This is a genomic window from Lysinibacillus zambalensis (genome assembly GCF_040183165.1).
GTDB classification, from domain to species: domain Bacteria; phylum Bacillota; class Bacilli; order Bacillales_A; family Planococcaceae; genus Lysinibacillus; species Lysinibacillus zambalensis.
Map to the genome: position 1 here is coordinate 49700 of NZ_JBEGDG010000003.1, position 19481 is coordinate 69180.

The 19481-nt window shown below is 39.0% G+C and carries 16 protein-coding genes and 1 other annotated feature; of the genes, 1 reads left to right on the plus strand and 15 read right to left on the minus strand.

Annotated features, from left to right (window positions below; translation table 11 throughout):
* The 12 genes from carB to ABNX05_RS05985 form a co-directional block, all read right to left on the minus strand.
* A complete protein-coding gene (gene carB / locus ABNX05_RS05930; RefSeq protein WP_349658900.1) occupies positions 1–3198 on the minus strand; it encodes a carbamoyl-phosphate synthase large subunit in 3198 nt (1065 codons plus the stop codon).
* Entirely contained in the window at positions 3191–4291 is a 1101-nt protein-coding gene (locus tag ABNX05_RS05935) for a carbamoyl phosphate synthase small subunit (RefSeq protein ID WP_349658901.1), read from the minus strand. Before ABNX05_RS05935 ends, carB begins: the two co-directional genes overlap by 8 nt.
* Positions 4291–5568, minus strand: a complete 1278-nt coding sequence (pyrC, locus tag ABNX05_RS05940) for a dihydroorotase (RefSeq protein WP_349658902.1) — start codon at positions 5566–5568, stop codon at positions 4291–4293. Before pyrC ends, ABNX05_RS05935 begins: the two co-directional genes overlap by 1 nt.
* A 1-nt stretch (position 5569) precedes the next feature.
* Positions 5570–6448 carry an aspartate carbamoyltransferase catalytic subunit gene (locus ABNX05_RS05945; protein ID WP_349658903.1) on the minus strand — a complete coding sequence of 293 codons (879 nt, stop codon included), beginning with the start codon at positions 6446–6448 and terminating at the stop codon, positions 5570–5572.
* A 182-nt stretch (positions 6449–6630) separates the two neighbouring features.
* Positions 6631–7941 carry a solute carrier family 23 protein gene (locus ABNX05_RS05950; protein WP_349658904.1) on the minus strand — a complete coding sequence of 437 codons (1311 nt, stop codon included), beginning with the start codon at positions 7939–7941 and terminating at the stop codon, positions 6631–6633.
* A gap of 19 nt (positions 7942–7960) precedes the next feature.
* Positions 7961–8503: a bifunctional pyr operon transcriptional regulator/uracil phosphoribosyltransferase PyrR gene (gene pyrR / locus ABNX05_RS05955; RefSeq protein WP_349658905.1), complete on the minus strand. Its 543-nt coding sequence runs from the start codon at positions 8501–8503 to the stop codon at positions 7961–7963.
* 243 nt (positions 8504–8746) lie between these two features.
* On the minus strand, positions 8747–9658 hold the full coding sequence (locus ABNX05_RS05960) for an RluA family pseudouridine synthase (protein ID WP_349658906.1): 912 nt from the start codon (positions 9656–9658) through the stop codon (positions 8747–8749).
* Positions 9655–10134: a signal peptidase II gene (gene lspA, locus ABNX05_RS05965; protein ID WP_349658907.1), complete on the minus strand. Its 480-nt coding sequence runs from the start codon at positions 10132–10134 to the stop codon at positions 9655–9657. The genes ABNX05_RS05960 and lspA overlap by 4 nt, the downstream gene beginning before the upstream one ends.
* Before the next feature lie 30 nt (positions 10135–10164).
* Positions 10165–10377: a hypothetical protein gene (locus ABNX05_RS05970; protein ID WP_349658908.1), complete on the minus strand. Its 213-nt coding sequence runs from the start codon at positions 10375–10377 to the stop codon at positions 10165–10167.
* A gap of 393 nt (positions 10378–10770) precedes the next feature.
* Positions 10771–11115 (minus strand): sodium:solute symporter family transporter, encoded by a 345-nt coding sequence (locus ABNX05_RS05975; protein WP_349658909.1) that lies wholly within the window; start codon positions 11113–11115, stop codon positions 10771–10773.
* A 17-nt stretch (positions 11116–11132) separates the two neighbouring features.
* The gene (locus tag ABNX05_RS05980) at positions 11133–12338 is read right to left on the minus strand and encodes a sodium/solute symporter (RefSeq protein ID WP_349658910.1); all 1206 of its coding nucleotides are present in this window, start codon (positions 12336–12338) and stop codon (positions 11133–11135) included.
* 24 nt (positions 12339–12362) lie between these two features.
* Positions 12363–12698 carry a hypothetical protein gene (locus ABNX05_RS05985; RefSeq protein WP_349658911.1) on the minus strand — a complete coding sequence of 112 codons (336 nt, stop codon included), beginning with the start codon at positions 12696–12698 and terminating at the stop codon, positions 12363–12365.
* Positions 12699–12935: 237 nt separating this feature from the next.
* Between ABNX05_RS05985 and ABNX05_RS05990 the strand changes: the two genes are divergently transcribed.
* On the plus strand, positions 12936–14114 hold the full coding sequence (locus ABNX05_RS05990; RefSeq protein ID WP_349658912.1) for a helix-turn-helix transcriptional regulator: 1179 nt from the start codon (positions 12936–12938) through the stop codon (positions 14112–14114).
* A gap of 140 nt (positions 14115–14254) precedes the next feature.
* On the opposite strand, the gene ileS is transcribed toward ABNX05_RS05990, so the two are convergent.
* From ileS to ABNX05_RS06005, 3 genes are all read right to left on the minus strand, one after another.
* Positions 14255–17023 (minus strand): isoleucine--tRNA ligase, encoded by a 2769-nt coding sequence (gene ileS, locus ABNX05_RS05995; RefSeq protein ID WP_349658913.1) that lies wholly within the window; start codon positions 17021–17023, stop codon positions 14255–14257.
* A 279-nt stretch (positions 17024–17302) separates the two neighbouring features.
* Positions 17303–17522, minus strand: a binding site (T-box leader).
* 100 nt (positions 17523–17622) lie between these two features.
* Positions 17623–18147 carry a DivIVA domain-containing protein gene (locus tag ABNX05_RS06000; protein WP_132357526.1) on the minus strand — a complete coding sequence of 175 codons (525 nt, stop codon included), beginning with the start codon at positions 18145–18147 and terminating at the stop codon, positions 17623–17625.
* A 95-nt stretch (positions 18148–18242) separates the two neighbouring features.
* On the minus strand, positions 18243–19031 hold the full coding sequence (locus ABNX05_RS06005; protein ID WP_349658914.1) for a YlmH family RNA-binding protein: 789 nt from the start codon (positions 19029–19031) through the stop codon (positions 18243–18245).
* Positions 19032–19481 lie beyond the last annotated feature (450 nt).

The window sequence follows — 19481 nt, forward strand, 5'->3', positions numbered from 1 at the left end:
TTAATGTACTACCTCCGCTTTTGGCATTTGTTCTGCTGTGAATGTCATTGATTCAATAACACGAACCATCGCTTCTGCTGTGTCTAATGAAGTTAAGCAAGGTACGCCGTTTTCTACAGACTCGCGGCGAATTCGGAAGCCATCACGTGCCGGTTGCTTCCCTTTCGTTAATGTGTTGACAACAAGCTGTGCCTCACCGTTTTGAATTAAATCGATTAACGTTTCACCTTTTGCACCGATTTTGCCAACTACATCTGTGCGTACACCAGCCACTTCGAACGCTTGAGCTGTACCTTCAGTAGCGACAATACGGTAGCCTACTGTTGAGAAGCGTTTTGCAAGTGCAATTGCTTCCTCTTTATCTTTATCGGACACTGTGAACAATACTGTGCCTTCTGTGCGAATTTCCATACCTGCTGCAACTAAGCCTTTGTATAGTGCTTTTTCTAATGTTGCATCTTTACCCATTACTTCACCTGTTGATTTCATTTCAGGCCCTAGTGTAATGTCAACACGACGTAATTTAGCGAATGAGAATACTGGTACTTTTACGAAGACACCATTTTGCTCTGGCGCTAAGCCTGTTGGATAGCCTTGCTCTACGATTGATTTCCCAAGAATTGCTTTCGTTGCAATATTCGCCATCGGAATGTTTGTAATTTTACTTAAGAACGGTACTGTACGAGATGAACGAGGGTTTACCTCGATGACAAATACTTCGCCTTTAGAAATAACATATTGAATGTTCATTAAGCCTATGATGCCAAGACCTTTTGCAAGGCGAGTTGTATAATCCACTAGCGTATCTTTTTGCGCTTGTGTTAATTTTTGTGGAGGGTATACAGAGATAGAGTCACCAGAGTGAACCCCTGCACGCTCGATATGCTCCATAATACCTGGGATTAATACATTTTCACCGTCACAAATGGCATCTACTTCGATTTCTTGACCAGTTAAGTAGCGGTCTACTAATACTGGATGATCTGGAGATGCTTCAACCGCGTTCTCCATATAGTGTTTTAATTCCTCTTGGTTGTAGACAATTTCCATCGCACGACCACCTAGCACGTATGAAGGACGAACTAGTACAGGGAAGCCTAAACGTTCACTAATCGCAAGAGCTTCCTCCGTAGATACAGCTGTTTGACCTTGTGGTTGTGGAATGTCCAAGTCACGTAATGCTTGCTCAAATTTGTCTCGGTTTTCTGCACGGTCGATATCTTCAAGTGTTGTACCTAGGATTTTCACACCATTGGCAGCTAATTTATCAGCTAGATTAATAGCTGTTTGACCACCAAATTGTACAACTACACCAATTGGTTGCTCAAGGTCGATAATATGCATTACATCTTCGATTGTTAATGGCTCGAAGTATAATTTATCTGAAATCGAGAAGTCAGTTGATACTGTTTCTGGGTTCGAGTTTATTATAATTGCTTCGTAGCCAGCTTCTTGAATTGCCCATACTGAGTGTACTGTTGCGTAGTCGAACTCTACCCCTTGACCAATGCGGATTGGACCAGATCCAAGTACCACTACTGATGGCTTATCGGATTTAATCGATTCATTTTCATCTTCATATGTGCCATAGAAGTATGGTGTTTCAGATTCAAACTCAGCTGCACAAGTATCAACCATTTTATATACAGGGATAATGCCATTTTCTTTACGGTATGCATAAATCTCTTCTGGTGTTGTTTCCCAAAGCTCGGCAATTTTCTTATCTGCAAAGCCTAGACGTTTTGCTGTACGCATCACTTCTTTATCGTTTTTATTGTCAGCAAGTGTTTGCTCCATATCTACGATGTTTTTGAATTTATTTAAGAAGAATAAGTCAATGGCAGACCATTCATGGATTTGCTCAATTGTTACACCGCGACGAAGTGCTTCACCGATGAAGAATAGACGCTCATCACCTGCTTTGCGGATACGTTTCTCAATCCAAGAATCCGTATTTTCTTCTGCGTGTTTCAGCTCTAAATGAACTTGACCTGTTTCAAGAGAGCGCACTGCTTTTAGCATAGCTTCTTCAAATGTACGACCAAGTGCCATTACTTCACCAGTCGCTTTCATTTGTGTACCAAGATTACGCTTTGCTGATTCGAATTTATCGAATGGCCAGCGTGGAATTTTCGCAACGATGTAGTCTAGAGCTGGCTCGAAGCAAGCATACGTAGAACCTGTTACAGGGTTTTTGATTTCATCTAATGTTAAACCAACTGCGATTTTTGCTGCTAGCTTAGCAATTGGATAACCTGTTGCTTTTGACGCTAATGCTGATGAACGCGATACACGAGGGTTTACTTCGATCACATAGTAATTGAAGCTATATGGATCAAGTGCTAACTGTACGTTACAGCCACCTTCGATTTTCAGTGCACGGATAATATCTAAAGAGATATTACGTAGCATTTGGTTTTCACGATCTGAAAGTGTTTGTGTAGGTGCTACTACAATTGAGTCACCTGTATGAATCCCAACTGGGTCAACGTTTTCCATGTTACATACAACGATGGCGTTGTCAGCAGCATCACGCATTACTTCATATTCAATCTCTTTATAACCAGCAATCGATTTTTCTAGTAAACATTGTGTTACTGGTGAATATTTTAGACCAGATGTAACGATTTCCTCTAGATCTTGGTCGTTGTAGCAAATACCGCCGCCTGTACCACCAAGTGTGAAGGCAGGACGAACAATTACTGGGTAACCAATTTTCGCTACAAAGTTTTTCGCTTCGTCTAAGTTATGGATAATATCTGATTCAGGTACTGGAGCACCTAGCTCATACATTAAATTACGGAAAAGATCGCGGTCTTCCGCTTTATGGATAGCTTCTAATTTTGTACCAAGAATTTCAATATTAAGCTCATCTAAAATTCCTGATTTATCTAATTCGATGGCCATGTTTAAACCAGTTTGACCACCAAGTGTTGGTAGGATGGCATCTGGACGCTCTTTACGTAGAATTCTTGATACAAACTCAAGTGTAATTGGCTCAATATATACTTTGTCTGCAATTTCTGTATCTGTCATAATTGTTGCAGGGTTTGAGTTTATTAAAATAACGTGGTAACCTTCTTCTTTTAAAGAAAGACAAGCTTGTGTTCCTGCGTAGTCAAATTCTGCTGCTTGTCCGATCACGATTGGACCTGATCCGATTACTAAAATAGTTTTAATATCTGTACGTTTAGGCATGTTGTTTCCCCTTCCCTGCTTCTACTTCCATCATTTCGATAAATTCATCAAATAAGTGATTTGAATCCTCTGGACCTGGTGATGCTTCTGGGTGATATTGCACTGTGAAGACTGGATATTTCTTGTGACGTACACCTTCACAAGTACCATCATTTAATGCAATATGTGTAATTTCTAAATCTGTATCTTTTAATGAATCGATGTCGATTGCATAACCATGATTTTGAGATGTTAAGTCTGTACGGCCTGTGCGTAAATCTTTTACTGGATGGTTACCACCACGGTGACCGAATGGTAGTTTATAGCTTCGCGCACCGCATGCTAGCGAGAAGATTTGGTGACCTAAGCAAATACCGAACATTGGCACTTTTCCGATTAAATTGCGTACTGTTTCAACGCTTTCTGCTACATCTTCAGGGTTACCTGGACCGTTTGACAGCATAATGCCATCTGGAAGCCACGCTAAAATTTCTTCTGCTGAAGTATTGTAAGGGACAACGAGTACGTCGCAATCACGTTTGTTTAACTCACGAAGAATACCGTGCTTCATACCATAGTCAATTAATACGACGCGTTTGCCACGACCAGGTGATGGGTAAGCTGCTTTCGGTGATACTTCACGAACATGATGTGTAATCTCAGGTGTTACCTGTAATTTCGCTACGATTTCATCTACATTCACTTCTTCATCAGCCGCTGTTAAAATAGCTTTTACTGAACCTTTACTGCGAATAATGCGTGTTAATTTTCGTGTATCGATTCCTTCAATCCCTGGGATATCCTTGGATGTTAAGTACTCATCTACTGTTAAGTCACAGCGGAAGTTTGAAGGTGTTTTTGCTAATTCACGGACTACAAATCCACGAATAGCTGGTGAGATTGATTCAAAATCATCACGGTTAATACCGTAATTACCGATTAAAGGGTAAGTTAACGTTACAATTTGTCCGTAGAATGAAGGATCTGAAATTGTTTCCTGATAACCTGTCATCCCTGTTGTGAATACAACCTCACCTTGTGAAGCGCGCTCACTACCGAACGCTGTACCTGTAAATACTGTGCCATCTTCTAAAATAAGTAAACGTTTTTTCATTACTCTACCTCCTGGTATACGATATTGCCTTCAAAAATTGTAAGGACCGGCCATCCTTTTGCAGTCCAACCATTGAATGGTGTATTGCGTCCTTTTGATACAAAGCCTTCTGCATCAATTGTTTGCTCTTTATTTAAATCTATTAAAATCATATCTGCTGAAGCTCCAACTTCTAATGTGCCATATGGTAGATCAAAAATTTGAGCTGCCTTTACAGACATCCAGTCAATCAACTGTTTTAAAGTCCATTTTCCGGTTTCTACAAACTGCGTGTAAAGCAGTGGGAATGCTGTTTCGAAGCCTACAATGCCAAATGGTGCACCAACCATACCACAGCATTTTTCTTCTACTGTATGTGGAGCATGGTCTGTAGCGATACAATCGATCGTGCCGTCTAGCAGCGCTGCGTGAAGTGAGTCTTTATCATCAATCCCACGTAACGGAGGATTCATTTTCCAGTTTGCATCATCCGATGGAATATCCATTTCTTCAAGTAATAAATGGTGTGGGCAAACTTCTGCTGTGACACGTATTCCTGCTGCTTTCGCATCTCGTACTGCACGTACAGATTCCTTCGTTGATACGTGACATACGTGGTAGCGTGCTCCAGCTGCTTCTGCCAGTAGAACATCTCGGGCAATTTGAACGGATTCACAAATCGATGGAATTCCTGGTAAACCAAGCTCTTTATTACGTTTTCCTTCATGCATTACGCCGTCGTAAATTAATGAGTTATCTTCACAGTGTGCGACAACAACCACATCGTGCTGTGCTGCATCCTTCATTTGCTCATACATTGTTGATGCAAGTTGGATCCCAACACCATCATCTGAAAATGCGACTGCTCCATGTGCTTTTAATTCTTCAATATTTGTACGAACCTCACCTGAGATGTCCCTTGTTAATGAGCCGTATGGAAGTACTCGAATTGCTGCACTTTCTTTAATAAGACCGTTAATTAGCTGCATATTTTCTACTGAATCTGGTACTGGTTTTGTATTTGGCATCGCGCAAATTGTTGTGAAGCCGCCTTTTGCTGCTGATGCTGAACCTGTAGCAATTGTTTCTTTATGTTCAAAGCCCGGCTCACGTAAATGTGTGTGAACATCCACAAAGCCTGGTGCAACAACTAAACCATTTCCTTCGATTACTTCTGCGCCTGCTACAGTTACATTTTGACCTATTTCAGTAATTTTGCCTTCTACCATCGCGATATTTACTGTTTGTAGCTCGCCTTGTTCATTTACCATTTGTACATTTTGAAGAACTTTTGTCATGTTACTCTCTCCCCTTTAAAATTGTTTCTACAATAGCCATTCGTGTATAAACACCATTTCGAACTTGCTCGAAAATTCTAGAACGCTCGCATTCTACTAGCTCCGAAGCAATTTCTACATCACGATTGACCGGTGCTGGATGCATGATAATTGCCTTTTCTTTCATTTGTTTCTCACGTTCAACTGTTAAACCGTACTCTTCATGATAGCCCTCTTTTGAGAAGCTTTTATTTACTTTATGACGTTCATGCTGCACACGAAGTAACATAATCACATCGCTTATTTCGATTAAATCATCCCAAGAATGATGCGCTTCGAAACTTCCTTGCCACTCTTCCGGACAAAGGAAATGAACATTTGCCCCTAGTCGTTGTAACGCTAACGCATTCGATTTCGCTACACGGCTATGGCATATATCTCCAGCGATTGTCACATTTAACCCTTCAAAAGAACCAAACTCTTTTTTGATTGTATAAAGATCTAATAGTGATTGAGACGGATGCTGACCAGTGCCGTCACCTCCGTTAATAATTGACACATCGATGCCTTCAAGTAGTTCATTGTAATACGCATCTTCCTTTGCGCGAATGACTACTGCGTCTATACCAATCATTTCTAACGTCTTTACCGTATCGTACAATGTCTCTCCTTTAGAGACGCTCGAAAAGCTACCGTCAAACGGGATAACGGTACAGCCAACTTTGCGCTCTGCCATTTCAAAGCTTGTTTTCGTGCGCGTACTTGGTTCAAAAAATAAATTTGCAACGTTGTATGGGCGAGATAACGATGATGCCTCACCATTCTCAAAGGCTTGCGCACGATCTAGAATGTGGTTAATTTCTTCAATTGTTAAATGTTCCATCGATAATAAGTTCTTCATTGTAACCTCCGTAGGGTGTGTTTCATGAACGTTATGAAACGTTTTCTAAAATAAAAGCCCCGTTGATGTCATCAACGAGGCATAAGGAGGCGCGACAAACTACAGCAGGATCCATTCCTACTTTTAGACTGTCTACAACTTCCCTTTTTTTGCCTCTCTGGACAATTCATTAAAAGGTACTTTTATGAATTTTTATTTTGATTGTACGGTATTGGTATATCCGCTTCTTTTTTACCTGGTAAGATGGCATTTAAAAGAACACCGATAATCGCTGCTAATGCCATACCTTCGATACTTAGTGATTCTGAAACAACGAACTTCGCACCACCGATACCGATGACCAAAATAACTGAGGCGATGACCAAGTTACGACTATTACCAAAGTCGATATGGTTATCCACTAACATTCGTAATCCACTTGCTGCAATTATACCGAAGAGTAAGATGGAAACCCCACCAAGTACAGCTGTTGGAATTGTTGCAATAACTGCCATTGCTTTCCCGAAGAATGACAGTAAAATGGCTACGACTGCTGCACCTGCAATGACATACACACTGTAAACTCGAGTGATCGCAAGGACACCGATATTTTCACCGTAAGTTGTTTTCGGCGGACCACCGATTAGTGCACTAATAAATGTACCAAGACCGTCCCCTAATAACGAACGATGTAAGCCTGGCTCTTTAATATAATCTCGATTGACCACTTTACCTAATACTAACTGGTGACCAATATGCTCGGAAATCGTTACGATAACGATTGGCACCATTGTTAGGAGCAGCGTTGTTGTGATTTCAAACTCATAGTGCACACCTGGGATTAAGAAGTCAGGTAGTGCAAAGAAATCAGCTTTCGCAATTGGTGAGTAATCAACTATGTCGATCATCATTGAGTAAACATATCCTACGATTAAGCCAATTAAGATTGGCATTGTGCTTAAAATGCCTTTAAAGGCAATCGTGAAAATAATGGCTGTAAATAAAGTCACTAGCGCTGCTGAGAAGTGTAAAAAGTTATATTTCCCATCTACATTCATCGCCATATTGACCGCTGTCCCTGATAGTCCAAGACCTATTACCATAATGACAGGGCCCACCACAATTGGTGGTAAAATTTTCATAATCCATTTATAGCCGCTTTTCCAGATGATAAGGGATACGATGCCATATGTAATCCCTACTGCCATAGCACCAATCATTGCATGACCAGGATTTACACTGGAACCATCTTTATTTAAGCCACCTGCCGCTAGTAAAATCGGCGCAATAAAGGCAAATGATGACCCTAAATAAGCAGGTACTTGAAATTTCGTAATTAATAAGAAGAACAGTGTAGCAATCCCACTCGTTAATAGAGCAATCGCTGGACTAAGACCAACCAACTGAGGAACTAAGATCGTTGACCCAAACATGGCGAACATGTGCTGGAAACTTAATGTCACTAGTTGGACTGGGGTCGGTTTATCTTTAACATCTAATACTGCATTTGACATAATGTTTCCTCACTTTAAGTTAGTCTTCTTTATAAATAATGACGCAATCTTCTCCGTCTACTTCTTGTAAATTTACGACTATACGTTCAGCTCCAGATGTCGGAACATTTTTACCAACATAATCAGCTCTTATTGGTAGCTCTCTATGCCCTCTGTCGATCAGTACTGCAAGTTGAATTTGACCTGGTCTCCCTAGATCCATCACTGCATCTAGCGCTGCGCGTACTGTTCTTCCCGTATAGAGTACATCATCGACTAAAATAATTTTTTGATTGACGACCTCATAATCGATATCGACTTGCTCAACATGTGCCTGTTCATTATCATGCTTTGTCGTTAAATCATCTCGATAGAGAGTGATGTCAAGCTCCCCCGTACGGATTGGTTTGCCTTCAATTTTTTCAATCCGTTCTGCTAGGCGTCTTGCAAGATAGGCACCTCGCGTTTTAATACCAACTAAAATACATTCGTCGATCCCTTTATTGCGTTCAATAATTTCGTGTGCTATGCGCGTTAACGCTCTTGCCATAGATGGTCCATCTAATAACTCATTTTGTGCCATGTAAGTTTCCTCCTCTCTTCTATCTATTATTGGGTCATGTGTCCATAAAAAAACCTCTCGAGGCGAATAGCCTGAGAGGGTTATATACGTGTTTAAATAGCGTGTTAAAAAAAATTTGCAGCACAAATTTTTCGCAACACTTTCACATGTACCTTCTCAGCCTCTCTGGACTGCCATTAAAGGTGAATATTTAGTTAAGTTGTTCATTCACTTTTGTTAGTATAGACCTTCTTTACCTATACGTCAATGCTTATTTCTTAAATCTAGTAATAATTGTTCATAATCAGCAGGAAGTTGCGCTTCGAACTGCAAATATTCACCTGATGTAGGATGATCGAAGCCTAATACACCCGCATGTAATACTTGTCCACCAAAGTCGATCGTCTTTTTCGGTCCATATTTTGGGTCACCAACAAGTGGGAATCCAATATAATTCATATGGACACGAATTTGGTGCGTGCGTCCTGTTTCTAAACGACATTCTAGTAATGAATAGTCGCCAAAGCGTTCGATAACTTGGAAGTGGGTTACTGCATGCTTACCTTTGTCGACAACTGCTTGTTTTTGACGATCTTTTTGATCTCGACCAATAGGTGCATCAATTGTTCCTTTATCATGTGCAATATGCCCGTGAACGAGCGCAGTATATTTACGTGTCACTGTTTTATTGACTAGCTGATTCACTAACGATTCATGAGCTGCATCATTTTTAGCCACCATCAATAATCCTGATGTATCTTTATCAATACGATGCACAATTCCCGGACGCATAATGCCATTGATACCCGATAAATCCTTACAATGGTACATTAAACCATTAACGAGTGTACCCGTCATATGTCCAGGTGCTGGATGGACAACCATGCCCTTTGGTTTATTCACAACAAGGACATCCGCATCTTCATAAACAATATCAAGATCTAAGTTTTCAGCAATGACATCTAATGGCTCCGCTTCAGGTACATCGATTTCTACAACATCCCCTACTTTTACCTTATACTTCGCCTTTACAGTCTCTCCATTTACTTTAATAATACCATCAGTAATCCAATTACCAATTTGTGTACGCGACCACTCTGATTGCACACTCGAAAGCGCCTTATCAATGCGCTCTCCCTTTTGTTGTTCTTCCATTGTATATGATACTTGCGTCATTTTTTCACCTGTTTCTTTCCTTTTTTATCTTCCATTATTATGCCAATCATTAATATTACTACCGCCATTGTTAAAGCTGCATCCGCAATATTAAAGATCGGGAAATCATAATTAATTACTGGAATTAATACACTTACAAAATCGACCACTTCACCTCTAAATATACGGTCAATAAAATTCCCTATAGCTCCGCCTAATAAAAACATTAGGCCAACTTGAAAAATCGGTTTACCTTTAGCCTCTTTATGATAAAAGTATAGAATGGCACAAATAACACCTATCGTGACAATGCTAAATAACCACATTTGGCCTTCTAACATTCCCCATGCTGCTCCTCTATTTCGATGAGACAATATCCCAAACCATGGATCCCATACTGAAATTCGTTCACCAAACTCCATATTTTTCACAATCAGCCACTTTGTCCATTGATCTAAAAGAATCACGAATGCGGCTAATCCATAATATTTATACACAGACACTCCTCCGTTCGCTCAACATCTAACCTATTCTACCATAACAGCCCATCTCAGAATAACTAATATAGCATGAAAATATAGGTCATCACCATATTGTAGGGTTGATTTTTGCTTGGATTTGGGTGTGCTTTCCGTAGTTTCGACTGTTCTTTCCGTCGTTTCGACTGTTCTTTCCGTCACTCTTGCTGTTTTATCCGTCGCTTCGACTCTTCTTTCCGTCACTCTAGCTATTCTATCCATCGACCTTTCTTCTTTCCGTCGCTTTGTCTGTTCTATCCGTCGCTTCGACTCTTCTTTCCGTCACTCTAGCTATTCTATCCGTCGACCTGTCTTCTTTCCGTCACTTCGGCTGTTTTATCCGTCGCTTCGACTCTTCTTTCCGTCACTCTAGCTATTCTATCCGTCGACCTGTCTTCTTTCCGTCGCTTCGGCTGTTCTTTCCGTCGCTTCGACTCTTCTTTCCGTCACTCTGGCTGTTCTTTCCGTCGACCTGTTTTCTTTCCGTCACTCTGGCTGTTTTATCCGTTGCCTGCTCTTTTTTCTGCCGTCAACTTCACTTCAATAAAAAAGCTATCGCCATCACTTCATAAGTAATGGCAATAGCTTATCAATTTTTATTCAAATTATACCGTTTTAAGCTGTTTCAGACTCTTTTGAATGCACACGCTTCATGAAATCATTGACATCAGCCGGTACTTTTCGATCTAATAATGACACAATAATAACGGATAAGAATCCTACAGGCACTGTGATGATGCCTGGGATTTTAAATTGTAAGAAGCTTGGTAATGTTCCTGGAAGAAAAATCATCCACATCGATACACCAAGACCAATGAGTAAACCCGCAATTGCTCCTTTTTCTGTCATTCCTCTCCACCAAATACCTAAAATAAATATTGGTGTAAATGTACTCGCCGCAACAGTAAAGGCAAGTGCCACTAAATGGCCAATGGATGCATCCTTAACTAGTAAACCCAATGCTCCATATAAAATACCTAATAAAACGATGGCACTTTCCCTGCAACTACTCGTTGTTTTTCTGTAATATCCTTTTTCATAACGCTTGCATATAAATCATGGGCTAATGCACCTGAGCTTGTAATAAATAACCCTGATAAATTTGAGAATATGGCCGCAAACGCACCTGCTATGACTAGTCCAAGCAGCCATTTACCTCCTAGTGCAAGTGCTGTTGTAGGAATCACCATATTGTTCCCACCAAGCACTAGATCACGCATGACTTCCTCACTTGCTGTACCCGAGATAAAAATAGAACGACCTACAACTCCTAAATATACTGCTAATAAGAAAAACGTACTGGCAATCCCAATCGCCATCAATGCTGATTTACGAGCCGCCTTCGCACTTGGATTCGTATAGAATCTTAGTAGAATATGTGGCAGACCAATTGTACCTAGCGCTAAACCAATTGTCATACTGATAGTTTGCCAAAATGTTGGGAAATAGAAACCTGTTCCCGTCCAAGCAGCACCATCAAAATTAACATTATTTCCATCTAAGGCATATGGTGATGTTCCTGTAATAGGACCGCTGAATGAATTAATAGCAGCTAAAATCTTATCGTAATGCAAACCACTATACATTGCCGCAATCAACATAACAGCAAACGCTCCAAGACGAATCCAAAGCTCTAAAGCTTGGTTGATTGTTGTTCCTTTCATACCGCCTATTCCTACATAGAAAACCATTACAATACATGTAAAGATAATGCCGAATTCATATGAAGTCCCAAAAAACATACTTAAAATTTGTGCCGCCCCTAATAATTGTGGCGCTGCATAAAAACCAGAAATCGCCAAAACAACAGCTACTGCTACTAGCCGAGCTCGTCTACTATGAAAACGATAAGCTAAAAAATCGGCAACGGTAAATGCCCCAAATCTTCTTAACGGGCCTGCCACAAAAATAGCTAGCAACGTCAATCCGATGGAGAAGCAAAATGCATAGTAAGCACCGTCATACCCTAATTGGAAAGTCAAACCGGCTATCCCGAGAAATGTAGCAGCACTTAAATAGTCTCCCCCAATTGCCGAACCATTTGTAAACCATCCAAAACTTCGTCCCCCAACAAAGAAATCGGATGCTGTTGCATTTCTTTTCGTTAAATACGTAATGTATACAATTGTCCCCATTAAAGCAATAGTCATTAACATCTTCGGTTCTAATAGAGCTTTCATCATTCTACATATCCCCCTTAGCTAAAACTACTTATTCAGTGTTTCGTATTTCTTAAGGCGCTTCTCGTACAATGTTGTATGCACATACGCAATAATAAAAGCCATTACCATCATCACGACGGTTGTCACAAACCATGTTACTGTCATACCGCCCAAAATTTTCTTGAAAGCAAGCTCTGGAGCAAACCAGTTCATAACCGGAATACTAAAAATTAAAATGAAATAAAATACCGTTAAGCTAAAACCTGTAGTAAACTCATCTTTCATAATTTTGTTAGTAGTTGCATCTAGTGGTGGAAGATCCTTAACATCGATAGTTCCAGCTTCCACATATTCATAATCATGACTCCCTACTTCTGCCATATTTCAGCTCTCCCTTCCTGTTTCAGTAAATAATTGTCTGAAATTTCAAATTATTATTTACTACAATTATTTTATTCTATTTAATCTATAAAATAGTTACAAAATACTGCTGTATTAGTACAAAAAAATGCTATTTTAAGTTAAAATATTTTTATTATTCCCTATTTATAATAGAAGGGTGATGTTAGCATTTTAAATATTGTTTGGTACATTGAAAATTCAAATGAACAACAACAAATGAGCTACTGGCTAGATGAGTTCCTGCCCAATACTTTTATTAATTGCGAAGAACCCAAAACAGAGATTTCCGCTATCATTGTCTATGAAATTAACCGTTTATTTGACTGGGTAAAGATAAACCGGTTAAAAAGAAATTATCCTAATAGTATAATTGTCCCTATTGTTGCAGAACACCTTACCTACTCAACTGGTATAGTCATTGAACTAAACTTGACTGCACTTCTCATAAAACCGTTACAGAAAGCAAAATTTCTACGCATTGTTAAAAAGCTTTATACGTCCTATCAAGCAAAACAAGCAAGTACTCTTACAATGCTTGAGTTATCACAGCAAATTTCCCAAGATCATACTTCGCCATTCCGAGAAGCTTTTTTAAAACGACTTATACGTGGAGAGGTTGAAAGTGAGCAGGAAATAATCCAGTCTTCTTCTTTTTTATCGAAGCATTGTATCCCAAATATCGTGTTTTTAATCCAGGGTTATATAGATGTGAATGAAGATCGACCTTACCCTCATGATGCAAGCAGTGTGATCACCTATGTGTTTCACCAAAACTTTGCTAATAAAGTACCTATATCTTTTTTACATTTTGAACGCTATTTACTGTTGCTTATGCGCATTCCTAATGAATACACATCATTTAAGCATTGGTCGGAGGGGGTAGCTTGTTTACTTAAGGTTATTGAAACGTTAAAAAAAGATTATTGCATCCATCTTTTTATGGGGATTGGTGGCGTTTTTCAGGACGCCATGCAAGTAAAGGAATCCTATAGCCAAGCTCGAAAGGCTCGAAGGAAACCTCCTGTTCATAGTATTCATGTACGGTTTTATGAGGATTTAACAAAGCAAGAACAGCTCCAAAAAGCTATCCAATATATCGAGGAGCACTATGATGAACAACTTGCGATCAGTAACGTTGCCAAATACAGCAATTTTAGTGCTACTCATTTTAGCAGATTGTTTAAAAAAGAGATTGGCCGCAATTTTGTTGATTATGTAGCTTTTACACGTATCATAAAGTCACTACCGTATTTGCGAAAATACGATTATACCATTGAAAAGATCTCCTTCATCTGTGGCTTCAACACACCTAATTATTTCAGCCTTACGTTTAAGAAATATGTTGGTATATCCCCAACTGACTACCGCAATACACAAGAAATATTCTTTAAATAGTGCTTAAAATTTCTTAGAAATCACTCCATGACAAAAAAGAATCTGCTAGACCTCAGGTGACAAAATAAAAAACGCAAGCCCCCCATCATCAAGGAGACTTGCGTTATTAATTACATAGAATGCAGATTCTTATTTTTAAATTAAGCGTAATACGTTTCTACAACTTCTGCACAACGCGCGCACACTGTTGGATGTGCTTCATTTGAACCGACTGTTTCAGAAATTGACCAGCAACGCTCACATTTTTCACCTGTTGCTTTTTCTACAACGATCGAAGCATGTTCTAAAGCTAATGCATCTGCTGGCGCAGCTTCTATTGATGCTACTTCAAAGGCAGAAACGATTGAAAGTTGTGCAAAATTAATGCTTGCATCATTTAATAATGCTGCCACATCTTCATTCGCATAAACTGTCACTTTCGCTTCAAGTGATTTACCAATTGTTTTTGCATTACGAGCTTCCTCTAATGCTTTTAAAACATCATCACGAACATCAATAATTTTTACCCATTTCTCACGTAGACTTTCGAAGTTTTCATGCTCATCTACCTCTGGGAAGTCTGTTAATTGTACAGATACCTCTTCTACAACACCTTGAGCATGTAAGTAAGACCACATCTCGTCACTTGTATGAGGGATAATAGGTGACATTACTTTTACTAACGTCATTAATGTGTCATAAATAACCGTTTGCATTGCACGACGGTCTTTGTTGTCATGACCTTCGATGTACACAACATCTTTTGCAATATCTAAATAGAATGAAGATAATTCTACAGCAACAAAGTTATTCACTGCATGATACACAGCCGCGAAATCATAGCGATCATATGCAGCACGAACAGTTTTTAAAACATCTTGTAAGCGCATATAAACGTATTGATCCATTTCACGAAGGTCTGCATATGCTACACGATCTTTCGTCGCATCAAAATCAGCTACATTTCCGTGTAAGAAACGGAATGTGTTACGGATTTTTCGATAAACCTCAGAAACTTGCTTCAACATATCCATTGAGATTCGAACGTCTGCTGTATAATCTACAGATGCAACCCATAAACGAAGAATATCTGCTCCGTATTGATCCATCACCTTTTTAGGGATAATGACATTTCCTAAAGACTTACTCATCTTACGACCTTCACCATCTAGAACGAAACCATGTGTTAATAGTCCCTTATATGGTGCATAGCCATTAATAGCTACAGAAGTAATTAATGATGAGTTAAACCATCCACGGTGTTGGTCAGAACCTTCTAAATATAAATCAGCTGGATACTTCATACCACGCTCTACTAGCACACCTTGGTGAGAAGAACCCGAGTCAAACCAAACGTCCATAATATCGTTTTCTTTTGTAAATTCACCGTTCGGGCTACCAGAGTGTGTGAAGCCTTCAGGTAATAATTCTTTAGCTGTTTTTTGGAACCAAATATTTGACCCATGTTCACGGAATAAAGCTGAGATATGAGCAATTGTTTCTGGTGTAATAATTGGCTCTCCATTTTCAGCATAGAAAATTGGAATTGGCACGCCCCATGCACGCTGACGTGAAATTACCCAGTCTCCACGGTCACGGATCATATTATAAAGTCGAGTTTCACCCCAAGCAGGTGTAAATGTTGTTGATTTTACAGCCCCTAGTAACTCATCACGGAATGCATCAACCGACGCAAACCATTGTGGTGTTGCACGGTAAATAACTGGTTTTTTCGTACGCCAGTCATGTGGATATGAGTGTGTAAAGAAGTTAAGCTTTTCTAAAGCACCTACTTCTTTTAATTTTTCAGTGATTAATTTGTTGGCATCATTATAGAATACACCTTCAAAACCAGGTGCTTCATCTGTATAGCAGCCGCTATTATCAACTGGGCTAAGAATTGGTAGACCATATTGTTTACTAATATGATAGTCATCTTCACCGTGTCCTGGTGCTGTATGAACACAGCCAGTACCCGCTTCAGCAGTTACGTGCTCTCCAACCATTACAAGAGATTCACGGTCATAGAATGGATGCTGTGCAACAACTCGGTCTAACGCTTCACCTTTAACTTCTTGCACAACTTCATATGCTTCCCATTCAAGTTCATTAGCAACTTTTTCTAATAATTCTTTTGCAATGATGAATTTTTTATCTGCAACTGCCACAACAACATAAATAAATTCAGGGTTTACAGAAATCCCTAAGTTCGCTGGAATTGTCCAAGGTGTTGTTGTCCAAATGATCATTTTAGCATCTGCTGGAACTACACCTTTAGCATCTTTAAGCGCAAAGCTTACATAAATAGAAGGCGATTTAACATCTTGATATTCAATCTCTGCTTCTGCCAGTGCAGATTCAGATGATGGAGACCAGTAAACTGGTTTTAAACCTTTATAAATATAGCCCTTTTCAGCCATCTTACCGAATACTTCGATTTGACGTGCTTCAAATTCAGGCTTTAATGTAATATATGGATTTTCCCAATCACCACGAACACCTAAACGTCGGAATTGTGTACGTTGGTTGTCAATTTGCTCGTAAGCATACTCTTCACATAATTTACGGAATTCAGCAACAGACATTTCTTTACGCTTTACACCTTTGTTCGTAAGTGCTTGCTCAATTGGTAAACCATGAGTATCCCAACCTGGAATATAGTTTACATGGTAACCATTCATAGAGCGATGACGCGTAATCATATCTTTCAGCACTTTATTTAAAGCGTGACCGATATGGATATCACCATTTGCATATGGAGGTCCATCGTGTAACACATATTCAGGAAGTCCTTCTGTACGCTCCATCTGCAATTTATTAATGTCCATTTCGTCCCATTTTTCTTGCATCTTCGGTTCATTTGCCGGTAAGTTTCCACGCATTGGGAAATCTGTTTTTGGCATTAATAAAGTATCTTTGTACTCAACCATTTTTCAATTCCTCCTTTATGTTTACAAACAACAAACAAATGCTCATAGGCGCTCATACACTGACGACAGTTATTAGGCTTATCATTATAACGTGTTGATTTCCGTTCCGGCTGGGCGCTACATAGAACCATTTCGGGAAATACCCTCAAGTTCTAGTTATCGGCAAAATCAACACGTTTTAACAATGGATGTATAAGTTCAAACATAGGATTTAGCCATTTCATACTAATAGAGATGAAGCCAACCGTCATTTGAACATAAAAAAGCCTCTCAATCCCTGAAAGGGACGAGAAGCTTATACTCGCGGTACCACCCTAATTGTAGCACAAAATTGTACTACCACTTAAAGCACATTAACGTCGTGCACTACGAAATAACTTACTACATTCAGTTATTTAGCTCCGAAGTGATGTTCATTGTTATTTGCTTGTTTGGGCTCACACTATCCCCAAATCGCTTAACTACGCCTAACAAATACTGTCTTCGTCTTTGCCTGTTTGCATATGTGTTCAAAATAATTACTATTACCATAGTATATGAAAATCATACAATCACGTCAAGTTTCACTTATTGCTTCCCAATGTCTACAATTAGATAGATTAAACTTGATCGGCTTCTTGTGCTTCTTCGACAGATGCTTGAATTTCAGTAAGGTCAATATCATATTGTAGCAAATGATCCCAGTCATCTGCATTTAGTAAATCAAGCTGTGCCTCTACAAGCATTTTAAAACGATTACGGAATACTTTTGATTGCTTTTTCAGCTCATCAATTTCAATTGTCACTTTACGAGCCTTTGTTAAAGCCTCATTGATAATTCGATCAGCATTTTTTTCTGCTTCTTTTACAATCAGTTTAGCTTCTTTTTGAGAATTTCTTCGTACTTCGTCAGCTGCCTCTTGCGCAACAACAATTGACTTTTGTAACGTTTCCTCTAAAGAATTAAAATGTCTCGCTTGTTCTAAGGAAATCTCCAGTTGTCTGTCTACTTCCTTCTTTTCCCGTAACAAAATCTCATAGTCTTTAATAATTTGATCTAAAAATTCATTTACTTCATCTTCAGCGTAACCTCTGAAGGATTTAGTAAACTCCTTATTATGTATATCAATAGGTGATAACGGCATACGATCCTTCTCTCCTTTACATGTACATTCATACTTTCTATTATACAATTGTTCCAACAACTTAGCAGTAAAAATTAATGAAATTTACTTGATTTTCAGCTTTTTTGGGCCAATCGACCGATTTGTAATCGAATTTTATCTTTTTTTGTACGTCCTTCCGTCATCATAATTTTTATTCGACCACTTCCACGTACAGATAAAATGTCTCCTTCTTGTAATTCAAACGCAACTGTATCCCGTTCAGTCCAATTGACACGTACCTTTTTACCTGTAATTAATGCTTGTGCCTTCTGGCGAGAAGTTTTTAATACCGTTGAAATAATAACATCTAAACGCATAGAGGAAACAGTATGAGATTCTTCTAACCACTCTTCCTCGTTTTGTAGCAGTGCCTCTGTCTCTTTAATCGATTCTACATGTACCTTTACTTTGCCGATGCCTGTTAAATGTAAGCGTACAAATTCCGCTACCTCATTCGCTACTACAAATTGTACTAGATGTTCATTCACACGAATATCACCGAATTTGCCCCGATTCAGCCCTAAAGATAATAAAGCTCCAAGAACATCCGGATGTCGTAGTTGGACAAATTTCACAGGGTATTGAATCGTAAATACGGTAAGCTGAAAATCTTCTTCCAAAGGCTCATAATAGGTAGGATAAATCAGCATGCGTTGTCTTTCTGCATTATCAAGAAGCCCAGCATTAGCTGTTTTCAATGTGTCATATTGTCCAATAATCGATGTAACAATAAAACGTTGACGAGGATCTAGAAAATCAGTAAGCTTTGGAGCGTATCGGTCCTCTACTTCATGCTGCCAGCTCACAACCTGTTCAATAAAAGGCTGTTCATCTTTTCTAAAATGCTGTATTAAATGCTCCATGTTTACTCCACCTTTATTATCTCTCATTTACTAGCACAATTTTATCGGTATTTTTTGGTTTTATATCAAAAAATATTGGTTATCCTTTTTTGAACATACAAATTAATTAGGGGGCTCTGATTTCCGCTACGGGCTACTCGCTTTCCCGTGGGAGTCGAGTAGCCCTACGCTACAATCAGTAAAATGGGTATATTCTGCAAAATATCCACAAAAAAATTGTTATTTTAATAATAGATGTAGCGGACCCCATCACTCAAATCAACATTACGTTTAAACTAATGCCACCTCAACTTTTAGTGAATAAGTAAAAATATATGTAATTATATTAGGGATGCATTTCATACCAACAATACTTTTTAATTTTAATATTGTTCCTTAAATTCAGTTAGATTTGCTTTAGTAATGACAGAACACTAATCTATACTCCTACTTAGGCATTCTAGGAATAAT